The sequence below is a fragment of the Streptomonospora litoralis genome, from assembly GCF_004323735.1.
Classification (GTDB): domain Bacteria; phylum Actinomycetota; class Actinomycetes; order Streptosporangiales; family Streptosporangiaceae; genus Streptomonospora; species Streptomonospora litoralis.
The window spans coordinates 2565409-2581147 of sequence record NZ_CP036455.1; the positions used below are offsets into that span (position 1 = coordinate 2565409).

Annotated in this window: 15 protein-coding genes and 1 tRNA gene; 9 read left to right on the plus strand and 7 right to left on the minus strand. The window is 70.8% G+C overall.

Annotated elements, in window-relative coordinates; translation table 11 throughout:
• Positions 1-37 precede the first annotated feature (37 nt).
• Entirely contained in the window at positions 38-1054 is a 1017-nt protein-coding gene (locus tag EKD16_RS11095; RefSeq protein ID WP_242677338.1) for an alcohol dehydrogenase catalytic domain-containing protein, read from the minus strand.
• A gap of 465 nt (positions 1055-1519) precedes the next feature.
• Between EKD16_RS11095 and EKD16_RS11100 the strand changes: the two genes are divergently transcribed.
• Positions 1520-3418: an alkyl/aryl-sulfatase gene (locus EKD16_RS11100; protein WP_131098318.1), complete on the plus strand. Its 1899-nt coding sequence runs from the start codon at positions 1520-1522 to the stop codon at positions 3416-3418.
• A gap of 84 nt (positions 3419-3502) precedes the next feature.
• Here EKD16_RS11100 and EKD16_RS11105 read toward each other — a convergent pair whose 3' ends face one another.
• From EKD16_RS11105 to EKD16_RS11115, 3 genes are all read right to left on the minus strand, one after another.
• Positions 3503-3742: a hypothetical protein gene (locus EKD16_RS11105; RefSeq protein ID WP_131098319.1), complete on the minus strand. Its 240-nt coding sequence runs from the start codon at positions 3740-3742 to the stop codon at positions 3503-3505.
• Positions 3743-3772: 30 nt separating this feature from the next.
• Positions 3773-6163 (minus strand): ATP-binding cassette domain-containing protein, encoded by a 2391-nt coding sequence (locus tag EKD16_RS11110; RefSeq protein WP_131098320.1) that lies wholly within the window; start codon positions 6161-6163, stop codon positions 3773-3775.
• Positions 6164-6585: 422 nt separating this feature from the next.
• Positions 6586-7755 (minus strand): cytochrome P450 family protein, encoded by a 1170-nt coding sequence (locus tag EKD16_RS11115; RefSeq protein ID WP_242677414.1) that lies wholly within the window; start codon positions 7753-7755, stop codon positions 6586-6588.
• 116 nt (positions 7756-7871) lie between these two features.
• On the opposite strand from EKD16_RS11115, the gene EKD16_RS11120 reads away from it, so the two are divergent.
• Positions 7872-8492 carry a TetR/AcrR family transcriptional regulator gene (locus EKD16_RS11120; protein WP_131098322.1) on the plus strand — a complete coding sequence of 207 codons (621 nt, stop codon included), beginning with the start codon at positions 7872-7874 and terminating at the stop codon, positions 8490-8492.
• 89 nt (positions 8493-8581) lie between these two features.
• Here the strand turns inward: EKD16_RS11120 and EKD16_RS11125 are convergent, their stop codons facing one another.
• Positions 8582-9433: an SAM-dependent methyltransferase gene (locus EKD16_RS11125; protein WP_131098323.1), complete on the minus strand. Its 852-nt coding sequence runs from the start codon at positions 9431-9433 to the stop codon at positions 8582-8584.
• 880 nt (positions 9434-10313) lie between these two features.
• Here EKD16_RS11125 and EKD16_RS11130 point away from each other — a divergent pair.
• The 4 genes from EKD16_RS11130 to EKD16_RS11145 are packed head-to-tail and all read left to right on the plus strand — an operon-like array spanning position 10314 to position 12202.
• Positions 10314-10826 carry a stress protein gene (locus tag EKD16_RS11130; protein ID WP_131098324.1) on the plus strand — a complete coding sequence of 171 codons (513 nt, stop codon included), beginning with the start codon at positions 10314-10316 and terminating at the stop codon, positions 10824-10826.
• Positions 10827-10849: 23 nt separating this feature from the next.
• The gene (locus EKD16_RS25760) at positions 10850-11335 is read left to right on the plus strand and encodes a hypothetical protein (RefSeq protein ID WP_207391500.1); all 486 of its coding nucleotides are present in this window, start codon (positions 10850-10852) and stop codon (positions 11333-11335) included.
• Positions 11336-11357: 22 nt separating this feature from the next.
• Positions 11358-11774, plus strand: coding sequence for a hypothetical protein (locus EKD16_RS25765; RefSeq protein WP_207391501.1), 417 nt, complete (start codon positions 11358-11360; stop codon positions 11772-11774).
• Positions 11775-11806: 32 nt separating this feature from the next.
• Entirely contained in the window at positions 11807-12202 is a 396-nt protein-coding gene (locus EKD16_RS11145) for a hypothetical protein (protein ID WP_131098325.1), read from the plus strand.
• Positions 12203-12338: 136 nt separating this feature from the next.
• Here EKD16_RS11145 and EKD16_RS11150 read toward each other — a convergent pair.
• Positions 12339-12412: transfer RNA gene (locus EKD16_RS11150), tRNA-Pro, on the minus strand.
• Between the two features lie 213 nt (positions 12413-12625).
• Between EKD16_RS11150 and EKD16_RS11155 the strand changes: the two genes are divergently transcribed.
• Positions 12626-12946 carry a hypothetical protein gene (locus tag EKD16_RS11155; RefSeq protein WP_131098326.1) on the plus strand — a complete coding sequence of 107 codons (321 nt, stop codon included), beginning with the start codon at positions 12626-12628 and terminating at the stop codon, positions 12944-12946.
• A 301-nt stretch (positions 12947-13247) separates the two neighbouring features.
• Positions 13248-14078, plus strand: coding sequence for an aldo/keto reductase (locus tag EKD16_RS11160; protein WP_131098327.1), 831 nt, complete (start codon positions 13248-13250; stop codon positions 14076-14078).
• A gap of 275 nt (positions 14079-14353) precedes the next feature.
• Here EKD16_RS11160 and EKD16_RS25330 read toward each other — a convergent pair whose 3' ends face one another.
• Positions 14354-14512, minus strand: a complete 159-nt coding sequence (locus tag EKD16_RS25330; RefSeq protein WP_165498551.1) for a hypothetical protein — start codon at positions 14510-14512, stop codon at positions 14354-14356.
• A 265-nt stretch (positions 14513-14777) separates the two neighbouring features.
• Here EKD16_RS25330 and EKD16_RS11165 point away from each other — a divergent pair, with 265 nt between their 5' ends.
• Positions 14778-15518, plus strand: a complete 741-nt coding sequence (locus EKD16_RS11165; RefSeq protein WP_131098328.1) for an alpha/beta hydrolase family protein — start codon at positions 14778-14780, stop codon at positions 15516-15518.
• Positions 15519-15739 lie beyond the last annotated feature (221 nt).

The following is a 15739-nucleotide window of genomic DNA, read 5'->3' on the forward strand; positions in this document are numbered from 1 at the left end:
CGCAGCCGCCGCGCTCGGACGCGGCGGCCGTCGACCGTCACTGCCCCGTGGCCAGGACCATCCGGAACCGTGCGTCGTTGGACAGCATCCGGTCGTAGGCTTCCGCGGCCCGCTCCAGCGGCATGGTCTCGATTATCGCGCGAGCGCCCGTGATCGTGCAGTAGCGCATGGTGTCCTCGGAGCCCTTCGACGTGCCCGAGGGGTGTCCGGCGATGGAGGCGGCGGGGCTGATCAGGCTCATCGCGTCGAGTTCGATGGGCGATTCGGCGGCACCCAGCACTACCACCCGGCCGCGCGGAGCCAGCCCGGCGACCGCCGAGGCGACGGCCGAACCGCTGGAGGTGGTCGACAGCACGACCTCGGCTCCACCGAGCCCGGTGAGCGCCTCGCCGGCGTCCTGCGCCGTGGAGTCGATGTAGTGGTGGGCGCCGAGTTCACGGGCGAGCCCGGCCTTGTCCGGGCCGCGCGAGATCGCGACGACCTCGCAGCCCATCTTCGCGGCGAACTGGATCCCCAGGTGGCCGAGGCCGCCCACACCGACCACGGCGACGCGGTCGCCCGGCCGCGCGGGGCTGGAGCGCAGGCTGTGGAACGTGGTGACCCCCGCGCACAGCAGCGGCGCAGCGTCCTCGGCCGAGAGCTCGTCGGGGACCCGCGCCAGTGCGTCGGCCGGCACCACGACGGTCTCGGCGTAGCCGCCGTCGAACGTGATACCGGGAATCCGCCCGTTCTCGCAGGTGATGAAGTCTCCGCGACGGCAGCGATCACAGCGGTAGCAGGCGCCGCCGAACCAGCCCACGCCGACGCGCTCGCCTCGCGACCAGGAGCCGAAGACCCGCGGGCCCACCTCGTCGACCGTCCCGACGACCTCGTGGCCGGGGATGATGGGAAACGGTGTGGCCTCGCCCATGACGCCCTCCTTGGCGAACATGTCCGAGTGGCACACCCCGCACGCCTGCACGCGCACCCGCACCTCGCCGTCACCGGGCTCGGGGACATCGCGCTCGACGAGTTCAAGCGGTCCTCCGGCCTCGGGCACCTGCACCGCACGCATCGTGGTCATCATGTCCGCCCTTCCAGGTCGGCCTGCTGCGTTCCCCGCTCCCCGAAGCCGCGGCGCGGATTCCCGCCTGCCCCGGCGACAGCGGCCGCGGTCGGGACGCCGTGACTCGCAGCGGTCCCGGCGGCCCCGAGGCCGCTGCGATGCGGCCGCCTACCCCGGCGGCGCCCCGACCATGCCCCGCGGGCGTCGTCTGGACCACCGTCGACCCCGCTGGTGCGCCGGAGACCGTCGGCCAGCCGCCCCTTCAGACGCCCCATCCCGCTGTGCTGGATCGTGCCTCGGCTGGCGAGTCGGTCCGGGGCGGGATGCGGTCGCCTCGGGCGGACGCGTTTTGCTCGGTGCACGAGGCGTTGACCGCCTCTTGGCCGTAGCCGGGGATTCGCCGGGGTAGGTGCCGGGCGCGTTTTCCCCGGTCTCCGGCGGCCGCCGGCGGCCTCGTGCACCATAGGAGGGCCGATGACCCGTCGAACCCAGGACTCCGCGCAGACCCCGGATGTGCCCCGGCCGGCGACGCCGGATGGGGACCGTATCGGCGGCGAAGGGCCGTCCTTCTCCGACACCGCCGATTTCGACGACGCCCGCCGCGGCTTCATCGCCCCCGCGCCCCTCACCGTGACCGACGCCGACGGCAGGACGGTCTGGGACCTGGGTTCCTTTTCGTTCCTGCACGACGGCGACGGTGCCCCTCCCGACACGGTGCACCCGCACCTGTGGCGCCAGGGCCGGCTGACCTCGATCGCGGGGCTGTTCGAGGTGGTCGAGGGCGTCTACCAGGCCCGCGGCATGGACCTGTCCAACATGACGCTGATCGAGGGCCGTGAGGGCGTCGTCGTGGTGGATCCGCTGGTCTCCGCCGAGGTCGCCGCCGCGGCGCTGGCGCTGTACCGCGAGCACCGATCCGACCGCCCGGTCAGTGCGGTGGTCTACACCCACCCCCACATCGACCACTTCGGCGGCGTCCTCGGCGTCGCCGACGAGGCCGAGGTGCGGGCGGGCAGGGTGCCGATCGCGGCCCCGGAGCACTTTATGGCCCACGCCGTCTCGGAGAACGTCTATGCGGGCACGGCGATGATCCGGCGCGGTATGTACTTCGGCGCCTTCGACCTGCCCCCGGGCCCTGCCGGCCGGGTCGGTATGGGCCTGGGCATCGCGACCTCCAGCGGGCAGGTCGGATTGATCCCGCCCACCCTCGACATCACCCGCACCGGCCAGGAGGAGGTGCTCGACGGCGTCCGGTTCGTCTTCCAGATGACTCCGGGGACCGAGGCTCCCGCGGAGATGAACTTCTACCTCCCCGGCAGCCGCGCCCTGTGCACGGCCGAGAACGCCTGCCACACGCTGCACAACCTGCTGACTCTGCGCGGCGCGCAGGTGCGCGACGCCCGGATGTGGTCGCGCTACCTCAACGAGGCGATCCAGCTCTTCGGCGACCGCTCCGACGTCGTCTTCGCCTCCCACCACTGGCCCGTTTGGGGCGGTGACAGGATCCGCAGCTTCCTCGCCGAACAGCGGGACGTCTACGGCTACCTGCACGACCAGACCCTGCGGATGATGAACAGCGGCGCCACGGGAGACGAGATCGCCGAGGAGCTGCCGCTGCCGCCCGGCTTGGAACGGGCGTGGAGCGTGCGCGGCTACTACGGTTCGATCTCGCACGACATCAAGGCCGTCTACCAGCGCTACATGGGCTGGTTCGACGGCAACCCGGCGCACCTGTGGCAGCACCCGCCTCAAGCCAAGGCCCGTCGCTACGCCCGTGCCGTGGGCGGCGTGGACGCCCTGGTCGAGCAGGCCCGCGCCTTCGCCGACGAAGGGGATCCGCGTTTCGCCGCCGAGTTGGCATCCCACGCCGTCTTCGCCGATCCGGACCACTCCGCAGCGCGCGAACTGCTGGCCGGGGTGCTCACCCGGCTGGGTTACGGCGCCGAGTGCGCCACCTGGCGCAACTTCTACCTGGTGGGTGCCCGGGAGCTCCGCGGCGGGGTCCCGCCCACCGCCATCGCGCTGGCGGAAAGCCTGCTCCCGGCCCTCGACGTCACCCAGATCCTGGACTCGGTGGCGATCCGCGTGGACGGGCCCCGCGCCTGGCGGGAGGAGGTGTGCATCGACATCCACATGGCCGACAGCGGCGAGCGCTACCGGGCGATGCTCTCCAACGGCGTCCTCATCCACCATCCCGACCCCCGGGGCGGCGGCGCCGACCTGACGCTGCGGTTGACCAAGCAGGAGCTGCTCGGGGTCCTGGAGCAGTGGGACCTCGCCGGTGTGGAGTACGAAGGCGACCCGGGTGCGCTGCGCCGACTTGCGGCGGTCCTGGAGGAGCCGAGGAGCGACTTCCCCGTCGTCGCGCCCTGAGTGAGTGCCCCCGGCGGCGCGGGCCCCGCACCGCCGGGTCGGGCTCCCGCGCTGCCGCGGCCGGTCGCCGCGCCGCCTGCGGCGTCAGGCGCCGACCCGGCCCGCGTCTATGCGTTCGCCCCGCGTCGTCTCCACGACGACGGCCATCCGGTCGGGCACGCGCCCCTGCAAGTCGGACAGCAGCACCTCCACCGGGGGAGGCGGCTCGGGGGAGAGGGCGCGGATGTGCATCGTGCGCGAGGCCAGGTCCACGCGCGTCACCGTGGCGTCCGGCCGCGCCGCCGGCCACCGCTCGGCCGCGTCCTCCGCCCGCTCCGTCCACACGCCGAGTAGGGCGGCGCGACGGGTTCGCCCTCAGGTGGCGACGTAGGCGGCGAGCTGCTCGCCGGTGAGGGTGGAGCGGTCGGCGACGAGATCGGCCGGGGTGCCCTCGAAGACGACCTGCCCGCCGTCGTGGCCGGCGCCGGGGCCGAGGTCGATGAGCCAGTCGGCGTGGGCCATGACCGCCTGGTGGTGCTCGACGACGATCACCGACTTGCCGGAGTCGACCAGCCGGTCGAGCAGCCCGAGCAGCTGTTCGACGTCGGCGAGGTGGAGGCCGCTGGTCGGTTCGTCGAGGACGTAGACACCGCCTTTCTCACCCATGTGGGTGGCCAGCTTGAGCCGCTGCCGCTCACCGCCGGACAGCGTCGTCAGCGGCTGGCCCAGGGAGAGGTAGCCCAGACCGACGTCGGCGAGCCGGCTGAGGATGCGGTGCGCCGCCGGCGTGCGCGCCTCGCCCTCCCCGAAGAACTCCCGGGCCTCGTCCACCGCCATCGCGAGGACTTCGCTGATGTCGCGTCGGCCGAGGCGGTGCTCCAGCACCGACCCCTCGAACCGCTTTCCCTCGCACTCCTCGCAGGTGGCGGAGACGCCGGCCATCATGCCCAGGTCGGTGTAGACGACGCCGGCGCCGTTGCAGTTGGGGCAGGCGCCCTCGGAGTTGGCGCTGAACAGGCCCGGCTTCACGCCGTTGGCCTTGGCGAACGCCTTGCGGATCGGGTCGAGCAGTCCGGTGTAGGTGGCCGGGTTGCTGCGCCGCGAGCCGCGGATCGGGCTCTGGTCGACCGAGACCACGCCCTCCCCCGCGGGGATGGACCCGTGCACCAGCGAGCTCTTGCCGGACCCGGCGACACCGGTGACCACGGCCAGCACGCCGAGCGGGATGTCGACGTCGACGCTGCGCAGGTTGTGCGCCGTCGCGCCGCGGATCTCCAGGGCGCCCGTCGGCTTGCGCACCGCCTCCTTGACGGCGGACCGGTCGTCGAAGTGGCGGCCGGTGCGGGTGCCGCTGGACCGCAGCCCGTCCACGGTTCCTTCGAAGCACACGGTGCCGCCCGCCGTACCGGCGCCGGGGCCGAGGTCGACCACGTGGTCGGCGATCTCGATCGTGGCCGGCTTGTGCTCCACGACGAGCACCGTGTTGCCCTTGTCGCGCAGCCGCAGCAGGAGGTCGTTCATCCGCTGGATGTCGTGCGGGTGCAGGCCCACGGTGGGCTCGTCGAAGACGTAGGTGACGTCGGTGAGCGACGAGCCGAGGTGGCGGATCATCTTGGTGCGCTGCGCCTCGCCGCCCGACAGCGTGCCGGCGGGCCGGTCCAGCGAGAGGTAGCCCAGCCCGATCTCCACGAACGACTCGAGGGTGTGCCGCAGCGAGGCCAGCAGCGGCGCGACCGACGGCTCGTCGCGGCCGCGGACCCATTCGACCAGGTCGCGGATCTCCATCGCGCAGGCGTCGGCGATGTTGATGCCGGCGATCTTCGACGACCGGGCTTCCGCGCTGAGCCGCGTGCCGTCGCAGTCGGGGCAGGTGGTGAAGGTGACCGCCCGGTCGACGAACGCCCGGATGTGCGGCTGCATCCCCTCCCGGTCCTTGGACAGGAACGACTTCTGGATCTTGGGGATCAGACCCTCGTAGGTGAGGTTCACCCCCTCGACCTTCACCTTGGTCGGCTCGTGGTAGAGGAAGTCCCGCATCTCCTGCTCGGTGAATTCGCGGATCGGCTTGTTCGGGTCGAGGAAGCCCGACGCGGCGTAGACCCCCGTGGTCCACCAGCTGTCCGATTTCCAACCGGGGATGGTGAACGCGCCCTCGGCGATCGATTTGGTGTCGTCGTAGAGCTGGGTGAGGTCGATGTCGGAGACCGTTCCCCGGCCTTCGCAGCGCGGGCACATGCCGCCGGTCCGGGTGAAGCTCACCTTCTCCGCCTTCTTGTTGCCCCGCTCGACGGTGATCGCGCCTTTCGCGTGGACCGAGGGCGTGTTGAAGGAGAACGCGTTGGGCGAGCCGATGTGCGGATCGCCGAGTCGGCTGAAGAGGATCCGCAGCATCGCGTTGGCGTCGGTGGCGGTGCCGACGGTGGAGCGGGGGTCGGCCCCCATGCGCTGCTGGTCGACGATGATCGCCGTGGTCAGCCCGTCGAGCACGTCGACCTGGGGCCGCGCCAGCGTCGGCATGAAGCCCTGCAGGAACGCGCTGTAGGTCTCGTTGATCAGCCGCTGGGACTCCGCGGCGATCGTGCTGAACACCAGCGAAGTCTTGCCCGACCCGGAGACGCCGGTGAACACCGTCAGCCGGCGCTTCGGGATCTCGATGCTGACGTCCTTGAGGTTGTTCTCGCGCGCGCCGTGCACGCGGATCATGTCGTGGCTGTCGGCGGAGTGCAGCGCGGGCGACTGCGTATCCGTGCTGGTGGCAGTGCTCATGGTGTCTCCATCCGTCGGGCAGGTCGCTTCCGCGGGTCGCCGTCGGTGCCGCCTGACTCGGGCTGAACAGCTTAGAGCAGTACGTCCGGTTCCCTTCGGTTCCGGCGCGCGTCCCGGTGGCCGCTCTCGGCCAACGCAGTCCGGGAGGCTCGCTCCGCGTCCGGGAGAACCGCACGGCGGGGCCGCGTCCATGGAGCTCACGTTAGGCGCGGCGCGGCGGTGGGCGCTTCTCGATTCCTGACCGGTGCGGCCGAAGCGGCGCGGGTGGTCGCGGCGCGCTGCCGGCCCGGCCGCCGACCCGGCGGATGTCGAGGCGGCCCGCAGGCGGAGGAGGTAGCGCCGAAGTGACCGGGTCCACTGCCCGCGTCTTCGCCTCGGGTGCATTTCGGTCGCGCTTCGGACTCCCTTCATCCGCGGGACGGTCAAAACAGCCGCACCGGGAGGCTGTCCAGCGTGCGCGCCGGGCCGGGCCGCCAGGTGGGGGGCGCCTCCGGGTGGGCGAGCGCGAGGTCGGGGAAGCGGCGCAGCAGTTCGGTGAAGACGATCTGCAGTTCGGCACGGGCCAGGGCGGCGCCCAGGCAGTAGTGGATGCCGTGCCCGAAGCCGAGGTGGTCGCTCCGGCCGCGGTCCAGCCGCAGCTCCGACGGCTGAGAGAAGGTGCGCGGGTCGCGGTTGGCACCGAAGTACAGCGGCATCACCGGCTCACCGGCCGGGATGGTGACCCCGCCCAGCTCCACGGGCTCCAGTGTGAAGCGGAACACGCCGACGTCCGCGGCCCCGTTGTACCGCAGGAACTCCTCGACGGCATCGGCCACACCGTCCGGGGCGGCAGCGAGCCGCTCCCGTTGCTCGGGCCGGGTCAGCAGCAACAGCACACCGGCGGAGATCACCGCGACCGTGGTCTCGTGCCCGGCCAGCAGGATACTTAGCGCCAGCGAAGCGATCTCGCCCTCGGTCAGCTCGTCGTGGGCGACGAGGGCGGACAGCAGGTCCTCGCCGGGATTCGCGCGCTTGGCCGCGATCAGCTCCCGGATGTAGGCGACCAGCCCCCGGGAGCCGGCGGCCACGGTCTCCAGGTCGGGCCCGCCCATGCCGCGCGACCACTGTTGCCAGCGCTCCCGATCCTCCAGCGGTACGCCGAGCAGTTCGCAGATGACCCGGATCGGCAGCGGGTAGGCCAAGTCCGCGACGATGTCGGTCTCCTGGGGCAGCGCATCGAGCAGTTCGTCGGCGATCTGCCGAATCCGCGGCCTGAGCCGCTCCACGCGACGGAAGGTGAACTCCCTGGACACCAGCCGGCGCAGCCGCGTGTGGTCTGGCGGGTCCTGGGCGCCCAGCGCCGCCATGAAGTAGGGCCGCACGTCCTCGGGCAGCCCCGCCGCACCCGAGAGGTCGAGCTTGGTCTGCTTGTGCACGTCGTTGCTGAACCGGGGGTCGGTCAGAACCTGCATGACCTCCTCGTATCCCGAGACGAGGTGGATGGGAGTCCCGTCGAAGTATGTGGCGGTCTTGACCGCGGAACCTGCGCACAGCCTTTCCAGTGCGGCGTCGCGATCGGGCGAGGTGAGGGCGGAGATCAGGTCGACGTGCATGGCCACTCCAGAAAACCATATGAACAGAAAGATTTTTTGGTTACAAGGAACCATGCGGCACCGGCGGCGTCAAGTAGGTTGGAAACAGTCGAACAGTCCGTTTTCCTGGAGGTGCCGTGCCCTCGTTCAGCAGCGCCGAGCGCGAGCGGATCACCTCCCGGCTGCGCGTCGTCGGCGCCGAGCTGTTCGCCCGTCAGGGGCTGCGCAAGACCACGCTGGAGGACCTGGCGCGTCCAGCCGGGATATCCAAGGCCGGCTTCTACTCCTTCTTCGACAGCAAGGAGGCCCTGTTCCTGGACCTGATGCTGGAGCAGGCCGAGGACATCGGATCCCGGCTGGCCGCGGCCGCGACGGGTCCGGCCGACGCCCGCGAGGGGATCGCGGCGCTGCTGCGCGAGATCGCGACCGTGCTGGACACCAACCCGCTGTACCGCCGTCTGCTCGCCAACCCCGAGGAACTGCGGGCGGTCCGGGCCAGGATGGGCGACGCCGAGGTCGACCGGGCGAGCCGGGCACTACTCCAGCCGCTGAGCCGCTTCATCGAGTCCGCCCAGCGCGAGGGCCGGATCGTCAGTGCCGACCCCGGTGCCGTCCTCGGCGTGCTGCGCGCCGCCCTCCTGCCCGTCCTGCACCGCGACGAACTGGACCCGGACGCACACACCGACACGCTGGACCTGCTGTTCCGCACGATCGCCGTCGGGCTCACCGCGCCGGAGGCGGAGAACCCGGTCCCGTGAGCCGTCGATGCGCCGCATGCCGGGCGGTTCCCGGACCGGTTCGGCCCGCGATCATCCCGATCGCGAGCCGGGTGATCGAGATGCGGGGCTCACTGAGCGGTGGGCTCGGCGGTCCCGGGCAGGCGGCCGAGGCCGCACAGGAACACGCGCTGGTCTTCGCGTACGTCTACAAGGCCCTCGGGGCGCCATTCGGGGAGGTGGCAGATACCGAACTCGTCGGTCTCCAGGCCGTCGAAGAAAGCGGTGATCTCGGCCCGGCTCCGGAACCGGCCGCTGCCCAGGCTCGTGAGCACGATCTCCTCGCTGGACCGGGCCTTGGCCCGCACCCGTTCCCCGACGGGGCCCGTCAGATCGGCGCCGTCGTAGAAATGGCTCAGGGCCAGCATCGACCCGGGAGCCAGGTGCTGCAGGTAGGAGCGCACCAGCGCGTGCGGGTCGTCGGCGTCGTCTAGATGGTGCACGATACTGATCATCAAGAGTCCGACCGGCCGGGACAAGTCGAGCAGGCGCCGGGTTTCGGGGGCGGCGAAGACCGTCTCGACATCGCGCAGGTCGGACACGACTACACGGGTGGAGTCGTCGTCCTCAAGCAGTGCGCGGCCGTGGACGAGTACGACGGGATCGTTGTCGACGTAGACGACGCGGGCGTCGGGGGCGATGCGCTGGGCGGCCTGATGGGTCTTGTCCATGGTGGGTAGCCCCGCCCCCAGGTCCAGGAACTGGGTGATGCCGGAGCGGGCCATGTGGCCCACCGCGCGAATGAGGAAGTCGCGGTTGTCTCGGGCGACCACCCGCGCTTGGGGGACCGAGGCCGTAATCGCGTCGGCGATGTCGCGATCGACCGCGTAGTTGTCGTTGCCGCCGAGCACGGCGTCATAGACCCGCGCCACCGTGGGTGTCTGCGGCGGATACGGCGGGGGGACCGGGGCGTCGCTGGTCATGATCGTGTCCTTCGCGGGCTTAGTGTCCGGGACTGCGGTTTCGGCGCCCGCAGGCGCCGGGTGCGCGACCGCCGACCGGTGCGGGGACGGCGACTGCAGCGAAGGATATTCTGCCGCCGGCAGCGTGTCCCGCCCGCCGCAAGCGGTTGCCGTGGGCGCAGGCGCCCACCGGTGACACCGGCCGCCACCGGGGCCATAGTCGGGCGGAAACCCGCACCGTCAAAGCGCTGAGCGTGGGGGCCTCGGCTTCCCGTACGCGGCTCGAGCGGTGCGCATCCGCCGCCATGTCACCGACTCGCTCACCGGAAAGGTGTCGTGGGCCTGCGCCTTCGCGGTCACCAGCCTTCGGCGATGCGCGGCGCGGGTGGTCGCGGCGCGCTGCCGGCCCGGCCGCCCGACGAAGCAGCGCCGAAGTGCCCGGGCTTGGCCACCGCCTATGTCGTCGCCTCAGGTGGGTTTCGGTTGCGGTTCGAATTCTGTTCATCGCGGGTTATCGGCAGAAATCGGCGGTCGAATGCGTGCAATCGTCCCGGCTGAAGTCGCGTGCCCTGGAAAAACCGGCGCCGGCGGCTGTGGTCCACCGCGGTCTGGTGCCCGGAAACGCGTGGCGGTTGTCACCCGGATCTCGGCCCTTTCGGGTGGTTGGCAAGCCGCAGGCACGGGTTTTAAGGTTCGGCCTCCCCGCCCGGCGGGATTGTTGAATGAATTGGGTGATATGTCCGATTTGTAACTGGTATAGCCCTTCATCAGCGTTAATATGCCGACGAGAAATCGATTCGAGAAAATCCGTCATTTCGTATGGACCGACCGGCTTTCGCATAAGTACGCTCGGGCCGCCGCGGCTCGACTCGCAAGGCCGCGGAAACTCGAGAGGAGAACCATGACCCCCGTTCTCAAAAGGATGAGCGCGGTCGCCATCGGAGCGGCCACCGCCGCCGGCGTCCTGGCGCCGGCCCAACTCGCGGCGGCCGAGCCCGCCGCATCGGCGCCCCATGCCCCCGCCGCCGCCACCCAAGCGCAGACCATGGGCGTCAGGATCGATCTCGGCAGCGCCGTTGTCGGCATCACCGACAAGATCTACAGCATCGCCGTCAACGCGATCGAGCGGAGCCAGAACCGCAGCGGCTACGTCAAGAGCCTGACGGAGGGCGCGTTCTACGACGCGGGCCAGACCTACAACGTGATGGTCGTCAAGGCCGACCACCCCTACTCCCACGACCTGGACAACATCGTCTACGACGGGACGGTGCACGCATCGGGGTACCCCACCTTCCGGGTGCTGGTCTTCGACTCCGGTGTCTTCACCAACGAAGGCGACGGCGGCTACATCAACTGGGCGTTCAAAGGCTGGTTCGACCGCAGCGGCATGACCGTCGACTTCCGCAAGCCCTGACCCGCAGGCGAGAGGACAGCACCATGCAGTACCGCAAAGCCCTCGCCGTCGCGCCGCTGGCCGCTCTGGCGCTCCTCGGCGCGACCGCGGGCACCGCACAGGCCGAGACGCAGGCCCCGGCCCAGACCCAGGCGGCGGCCGCGGTCGCCCAGAGCCCGAGTGTGACCGTCCACCTCGACGACGCTGCCAACGGCTTCCAGGTGGCCCGCGCGGTCAGCGCCCTCGACGAGGACAACCGCGGCGAGTTCGTCCGCCGCGCCGTCGAGGCTGCGTTCGAGGCCAGTGGCGGCCGCTACAGCGTGATCATGATGAACCTCAGCCAGGGCTACGAGGAGCGGCTGGAGACCAAGCGGCTCTACGCCAACGTCCGCTGGGGCAACATCAACTACGGCCTGTGGATCGCGGAGGCGGGCCGGTTCACCAACACCGGTGACGGCGGCTACATCAACTGGGCGTTCAAAGGCTGGTTCGACCGCGACGGCGGCACCGTTCACTTCCACCGCCCCTGAGAACTGAAAAGGAAGGCAGCACATGAACATCGCGAAGCTGATCGCCGCCTTCGCCACGGCGGTGGTCGCCGTGACCGGCGCGGCGGCGGTCGCCGCGCCGCAGCCCGCCGCGGCGCAACCAACGACGATGGCGTTCGACGCCTGCGATCTGCGGGTGAAGCTGCGCGAACTGCGCGGCTGGGACGCCAACGACCGGTACAACATCATGGTCTGGAAGGAGTCCGCGCGGGCTTCCAGCCACTTCGACGGCATCGTCTCGCAGGGGCACACCACCGCAGACGAATGCGACGGATTCTTCGGCAACGACATCGACTTCTTCTGGGTCGTGTTCAGCGGCGGAGGCGCATTCACCCGCCAAGGCGACGGCGGCTACCGCAACTGGGCCTTCTACGGCGTCTGGGAGCGCAACGGCAAGCACGTCGAGTTCTCCCCCCGATGACTACCGCTGAGCGACGAAAGGACCGCCCCGCGATGCAGTTGACGAAGAAGGCGGCAGCGGTGCTGGCGCTCGCCGGCGCCGCGACAGCAGGAGCCCCGGCCGCCGCACAGGCGTCGGACTACCTCGACCCCTGCGACCTGCGCACCAAGATCGACGAGCTCCAGGGCTGGGGTTCGGACACCTCTAAGAACATCATCGTCTACAAGGCGACCGCCCGGGAGTCCAGCCACTTCGAGGGCGTTGTGAGCAGGGGCACTACCCAAGCCAAGCCGTGCGAGAACTTCTGGCCGAGCGAGCACGACTACCACTGGGTCGTGTTCAGCGGCGACGGCGAGTTCGTCCGCAAGGGCGACGGCGGCTACCGCAACTGGGCGTTCTTCGGCGTGTTCACCCGCGACGGCAACGTCGTGGATTTCCACGCCAGGTGAACGACAGCTAGCCCGCTGCGGCGCGGGTCCATATCCTGCCGGATCCACGGCGCCTCGGGCGCCGTGGATCCCAACGCGGCTCCCATAGATGCGAAAAGGGGTACCGCCGAGTCGGCGATACCCCTTCTGATCTGCGTCGGGACGGCGGGATTTGAACCCACGACCCCTTGACCCCCAGTCAAGTGCGCTACCAAACTGCGCCACGTCCCGGCGTCCGGTGGGCTGCTGGTCGCTGCCCTGTGGACGAGTAAGACTCTATCGCATCTGCAGGGCTGGTTGTGACGGCTTTAGGCGGCGGGCCGCTCCGGGGCCGGTGGGCCGTCGCTGCGGTGCTGGGCGGGGCGAGCGTTTGGGGTGGGCACCGCGAGGTTACTGGGGCAGGGAGGAGGCAGCACCGTTGGCCGGGTAAGGAGTTGGTGCGCCATGAGCGGGAGTACCCGAGAGAAGGGTCTGGACACCGGGCTGGAGGCGATCGGGGGTCTGACCGAGCTCGTGCCCGCCCAGGCCCGTCCCGTCGACCTGGTCTACCGCTCCTTGGGCACCTCCGGGACCGATAGCGACGGCCAGCACGACATCGCGGCCGCCGCCGCGCGTACCGCGGTGGCCGGGGAGATCGAGCGGCTGCGTCCCGGCGAACCCTACGTGCTGCATCTTGGCCCTGCTGCCGACTATCCGGGGCTCGCGCCGGAGTCGACCGAGGCGGAGCTGCTCGTACTGGGAGTGGTCTACCGGTTCGGCGAGTGAGGCCGGTGAGCGGGCCCAGCCGCGCTCTCCGGGCGGTCGGCAGGCACCCCGCGGCGGGCGAAACGCCCTGCCGCGTCCGCCGTCGAAACGTCCCGCAGCCTCGCCGCAAGTCCGCGGCCCGCCGCGGTGTCCGCATCGCCGGCCCGTTGCGTGTCCGCCCCGCGCGACGACCCCGGCGACGCCGCACCGCCCGGGAAGTGGCACTGTGCACACCGCCCGCAGCGTCGGAATGCGGCACAGACGGCGTGCGGTTACCGCTGTGGGTAAGAAGATCGTGCACCTGAGCAATGGGGGAGGATTCATGTCCACGGTTCCCGAAGTGACGCTGAACAACGGCGTGCGTATCCCGCAGCTGGGCTTCGGCGTCTGGCAGGTCGGGAGCGACGAGGTCACCGACGCCGTCAGCACCGCCCTGGAGACCGGGTACCGCAGCATCGACACCGCTGCCGCCTACGGCAACGAAGAAGGGGTCGGTGAGGCCCTGCAGCGCTCCGGGATCGCTCGCGACGAGCTGTTCGTGACCTCGAAGCTCTGGAACAGCGACCACGGCTTCGACAACACGCTGCGCGCCTTCGACGCGACCCTGGAACGGCTCAATCTGGAGCACCTGGACCTCTACCTGATCCACTGGCCCATGCCGGCCCACGACACCTCCGTGAGCAGCTGGAAGGCCATGGAGCGGCTCTACGCCGAGGGACGTGTCCGAGCGATCGGCGTCTCCAACTTCCACGCCGAGCACGTGCGCCGGCTCCTCGACGAGGGCGGCCTGGTGCCCACGGTCAACCAGATCGAGCTGCACCCGCGGCTGACCCAGCAGGAGATGCGCAGCTTCAACAAGGAGCACGACATCGCCACGGAGGCGTGGAGCCCGCTGGGGCAGGGACAGCTGCTGCAGGACTCGACGCTCGCCAAGATCGCCGAGGCCTACGGCAAGACCACGGCCCAGGTGATCTTGCGGTGGCACCTGCAGATCGGCAACATCGCCATTCCGAAGTCGGTGACGCCCGAGCGGATCCGCTCGAACTTCGACGTCTTCGACTTCGAGCTCTCCAGCGGCGACCTCGACGCGATCTCCGGCCTCAACGAGGACCAGCGTTTCGGCCCGGACCCGGCGACGATGAACGCGGCCTGACCCACCCCCGCGTGCCTGCCCGGCAGCCGCGTACCCGGCGAGAGGCGCCGAGCGAACGAAGCCGAACCCGGCACCGGCTCGGTGGCACCGAGGGCACCCGACGACGCGCAGCGGTCGACCGCCCCGCGGCCCCGGGCGGTCGACCGCTGCGCGTCGCGGCCGGTCCAAGGTGTGGCGGGCGGCGGCGACGGGCGGTTTGCGGGCGCGGGTGCTGCGGCGGCGCCGTGGCGACGAAGGCGGACCGCAGCGGCCGACCGGCGACACGCCGGAGCCGATCAGGCGAGTTCGCGCCGCTTGGCCGCGTCGGCGAGCGTGGCCTGCGTGCCGCGCCTGGCCAGCCGCATCACATAGGCGATCCCGCCGGCGAGGATCGCCACAGGCACTCCCATAATGGCGATCAGCGCGATCAGACCGAGGATTCCGAGTTCTCCCATGGCTTCATGCTAGGCGAGGACGCCCCGCGCGGCGACGGAATCCCACGGCGTTGTGGATCACGCCGCGGCGTTCGGTCGGCTCCGCCGGAGACCGCTCGCATGCCGCCCCGGCGTGACCGCCCAGTCGCGCGCGGCGACAAGGGAAGGTGAAAGGCTCGGCGCATACCACCACGCACCGAACGTCCCCATACGGCCGGGAACGGTACAGGTGCCGGTGGGCGGCGGTGCGGCCGATCCGCCGCCGGACGCCCAGCAGGGAGGCGCTATGGCGAACAGGCACGTCTTCGCGTACGGAGAGCACCCCAGCCGACTGATCCAGGTCTGGCAACCCGATGACGACGCCGCCGCTCCCTTCCCCATGGCGGTCCTGCTGCACGGCGGCTGGTGGCGCGACGCCCATGACCTGCGCCTGATGGACGGCCTCGCCGCCGCCCTCGCCGACTCCGGCAGGCTCGTCTGGAATGTCGAGTACCGGCGCACCGGAGACGACGGCGGCGGCTGGCCGCAGACCCTGGAAGACGTGCAAGCCGCCCTGAACCTCCTCGGAGACCGGCTGAGGGAGGGCGCCGAACCGGGCGACCCGCACCGGGTGGTCGGCATCGGCCACTCCGCCGGCGGCCACCTGGCGCTGCTGGCCGCGGCCGGATCCCCGCTGACCGGCGTCATCGGTCTCGCCCCGGTCACCGACCTGCGCGCCGCCGCGACGGCCGGGCTCGGTGAGGGGGCCGTCGCCGACTTCCTCGGTGCCGCCCCCGCCGACAGCACCTACACCGAAGCCGCGCCGCTGCACCGCCTGCCCATCGGAGTTCCGCAGTTGATCGTGCACGGGGACGCCGACCGGCGGGTCCCCGTCGAGCACAGCCGCGCCTACGCCGAGGCGGCGCGCGCAGCGGGCGATCCCGTCGAGTACGCGGAGATCGCCGGTGCCGACCACTTCGCCGTCGTCGATCCGCAGCAGCAGGCGTGGCGGTCGGCGGGGGAGTGGCTGCAGCGTGCGGGAGTGTAGCAGCCGGCCCGTCCTGCCTTCGCACGGAGGCGGAACCCTCCGCACGAGGGCAGGGGCGCGGCAGGCGGGTGGGCCCCGCTTCCGAATTCACGGGCCTCACATGTCACGAATCGGGTCGGCCGTTCGTCTCAGGTACCAGGGCGGCGCTCGGATCGAGGAAGGGATTCGGAACTGTTCGCTTGGATGTGCAAAGCTGGGTAATTTTATGTTAAACCGTCCCC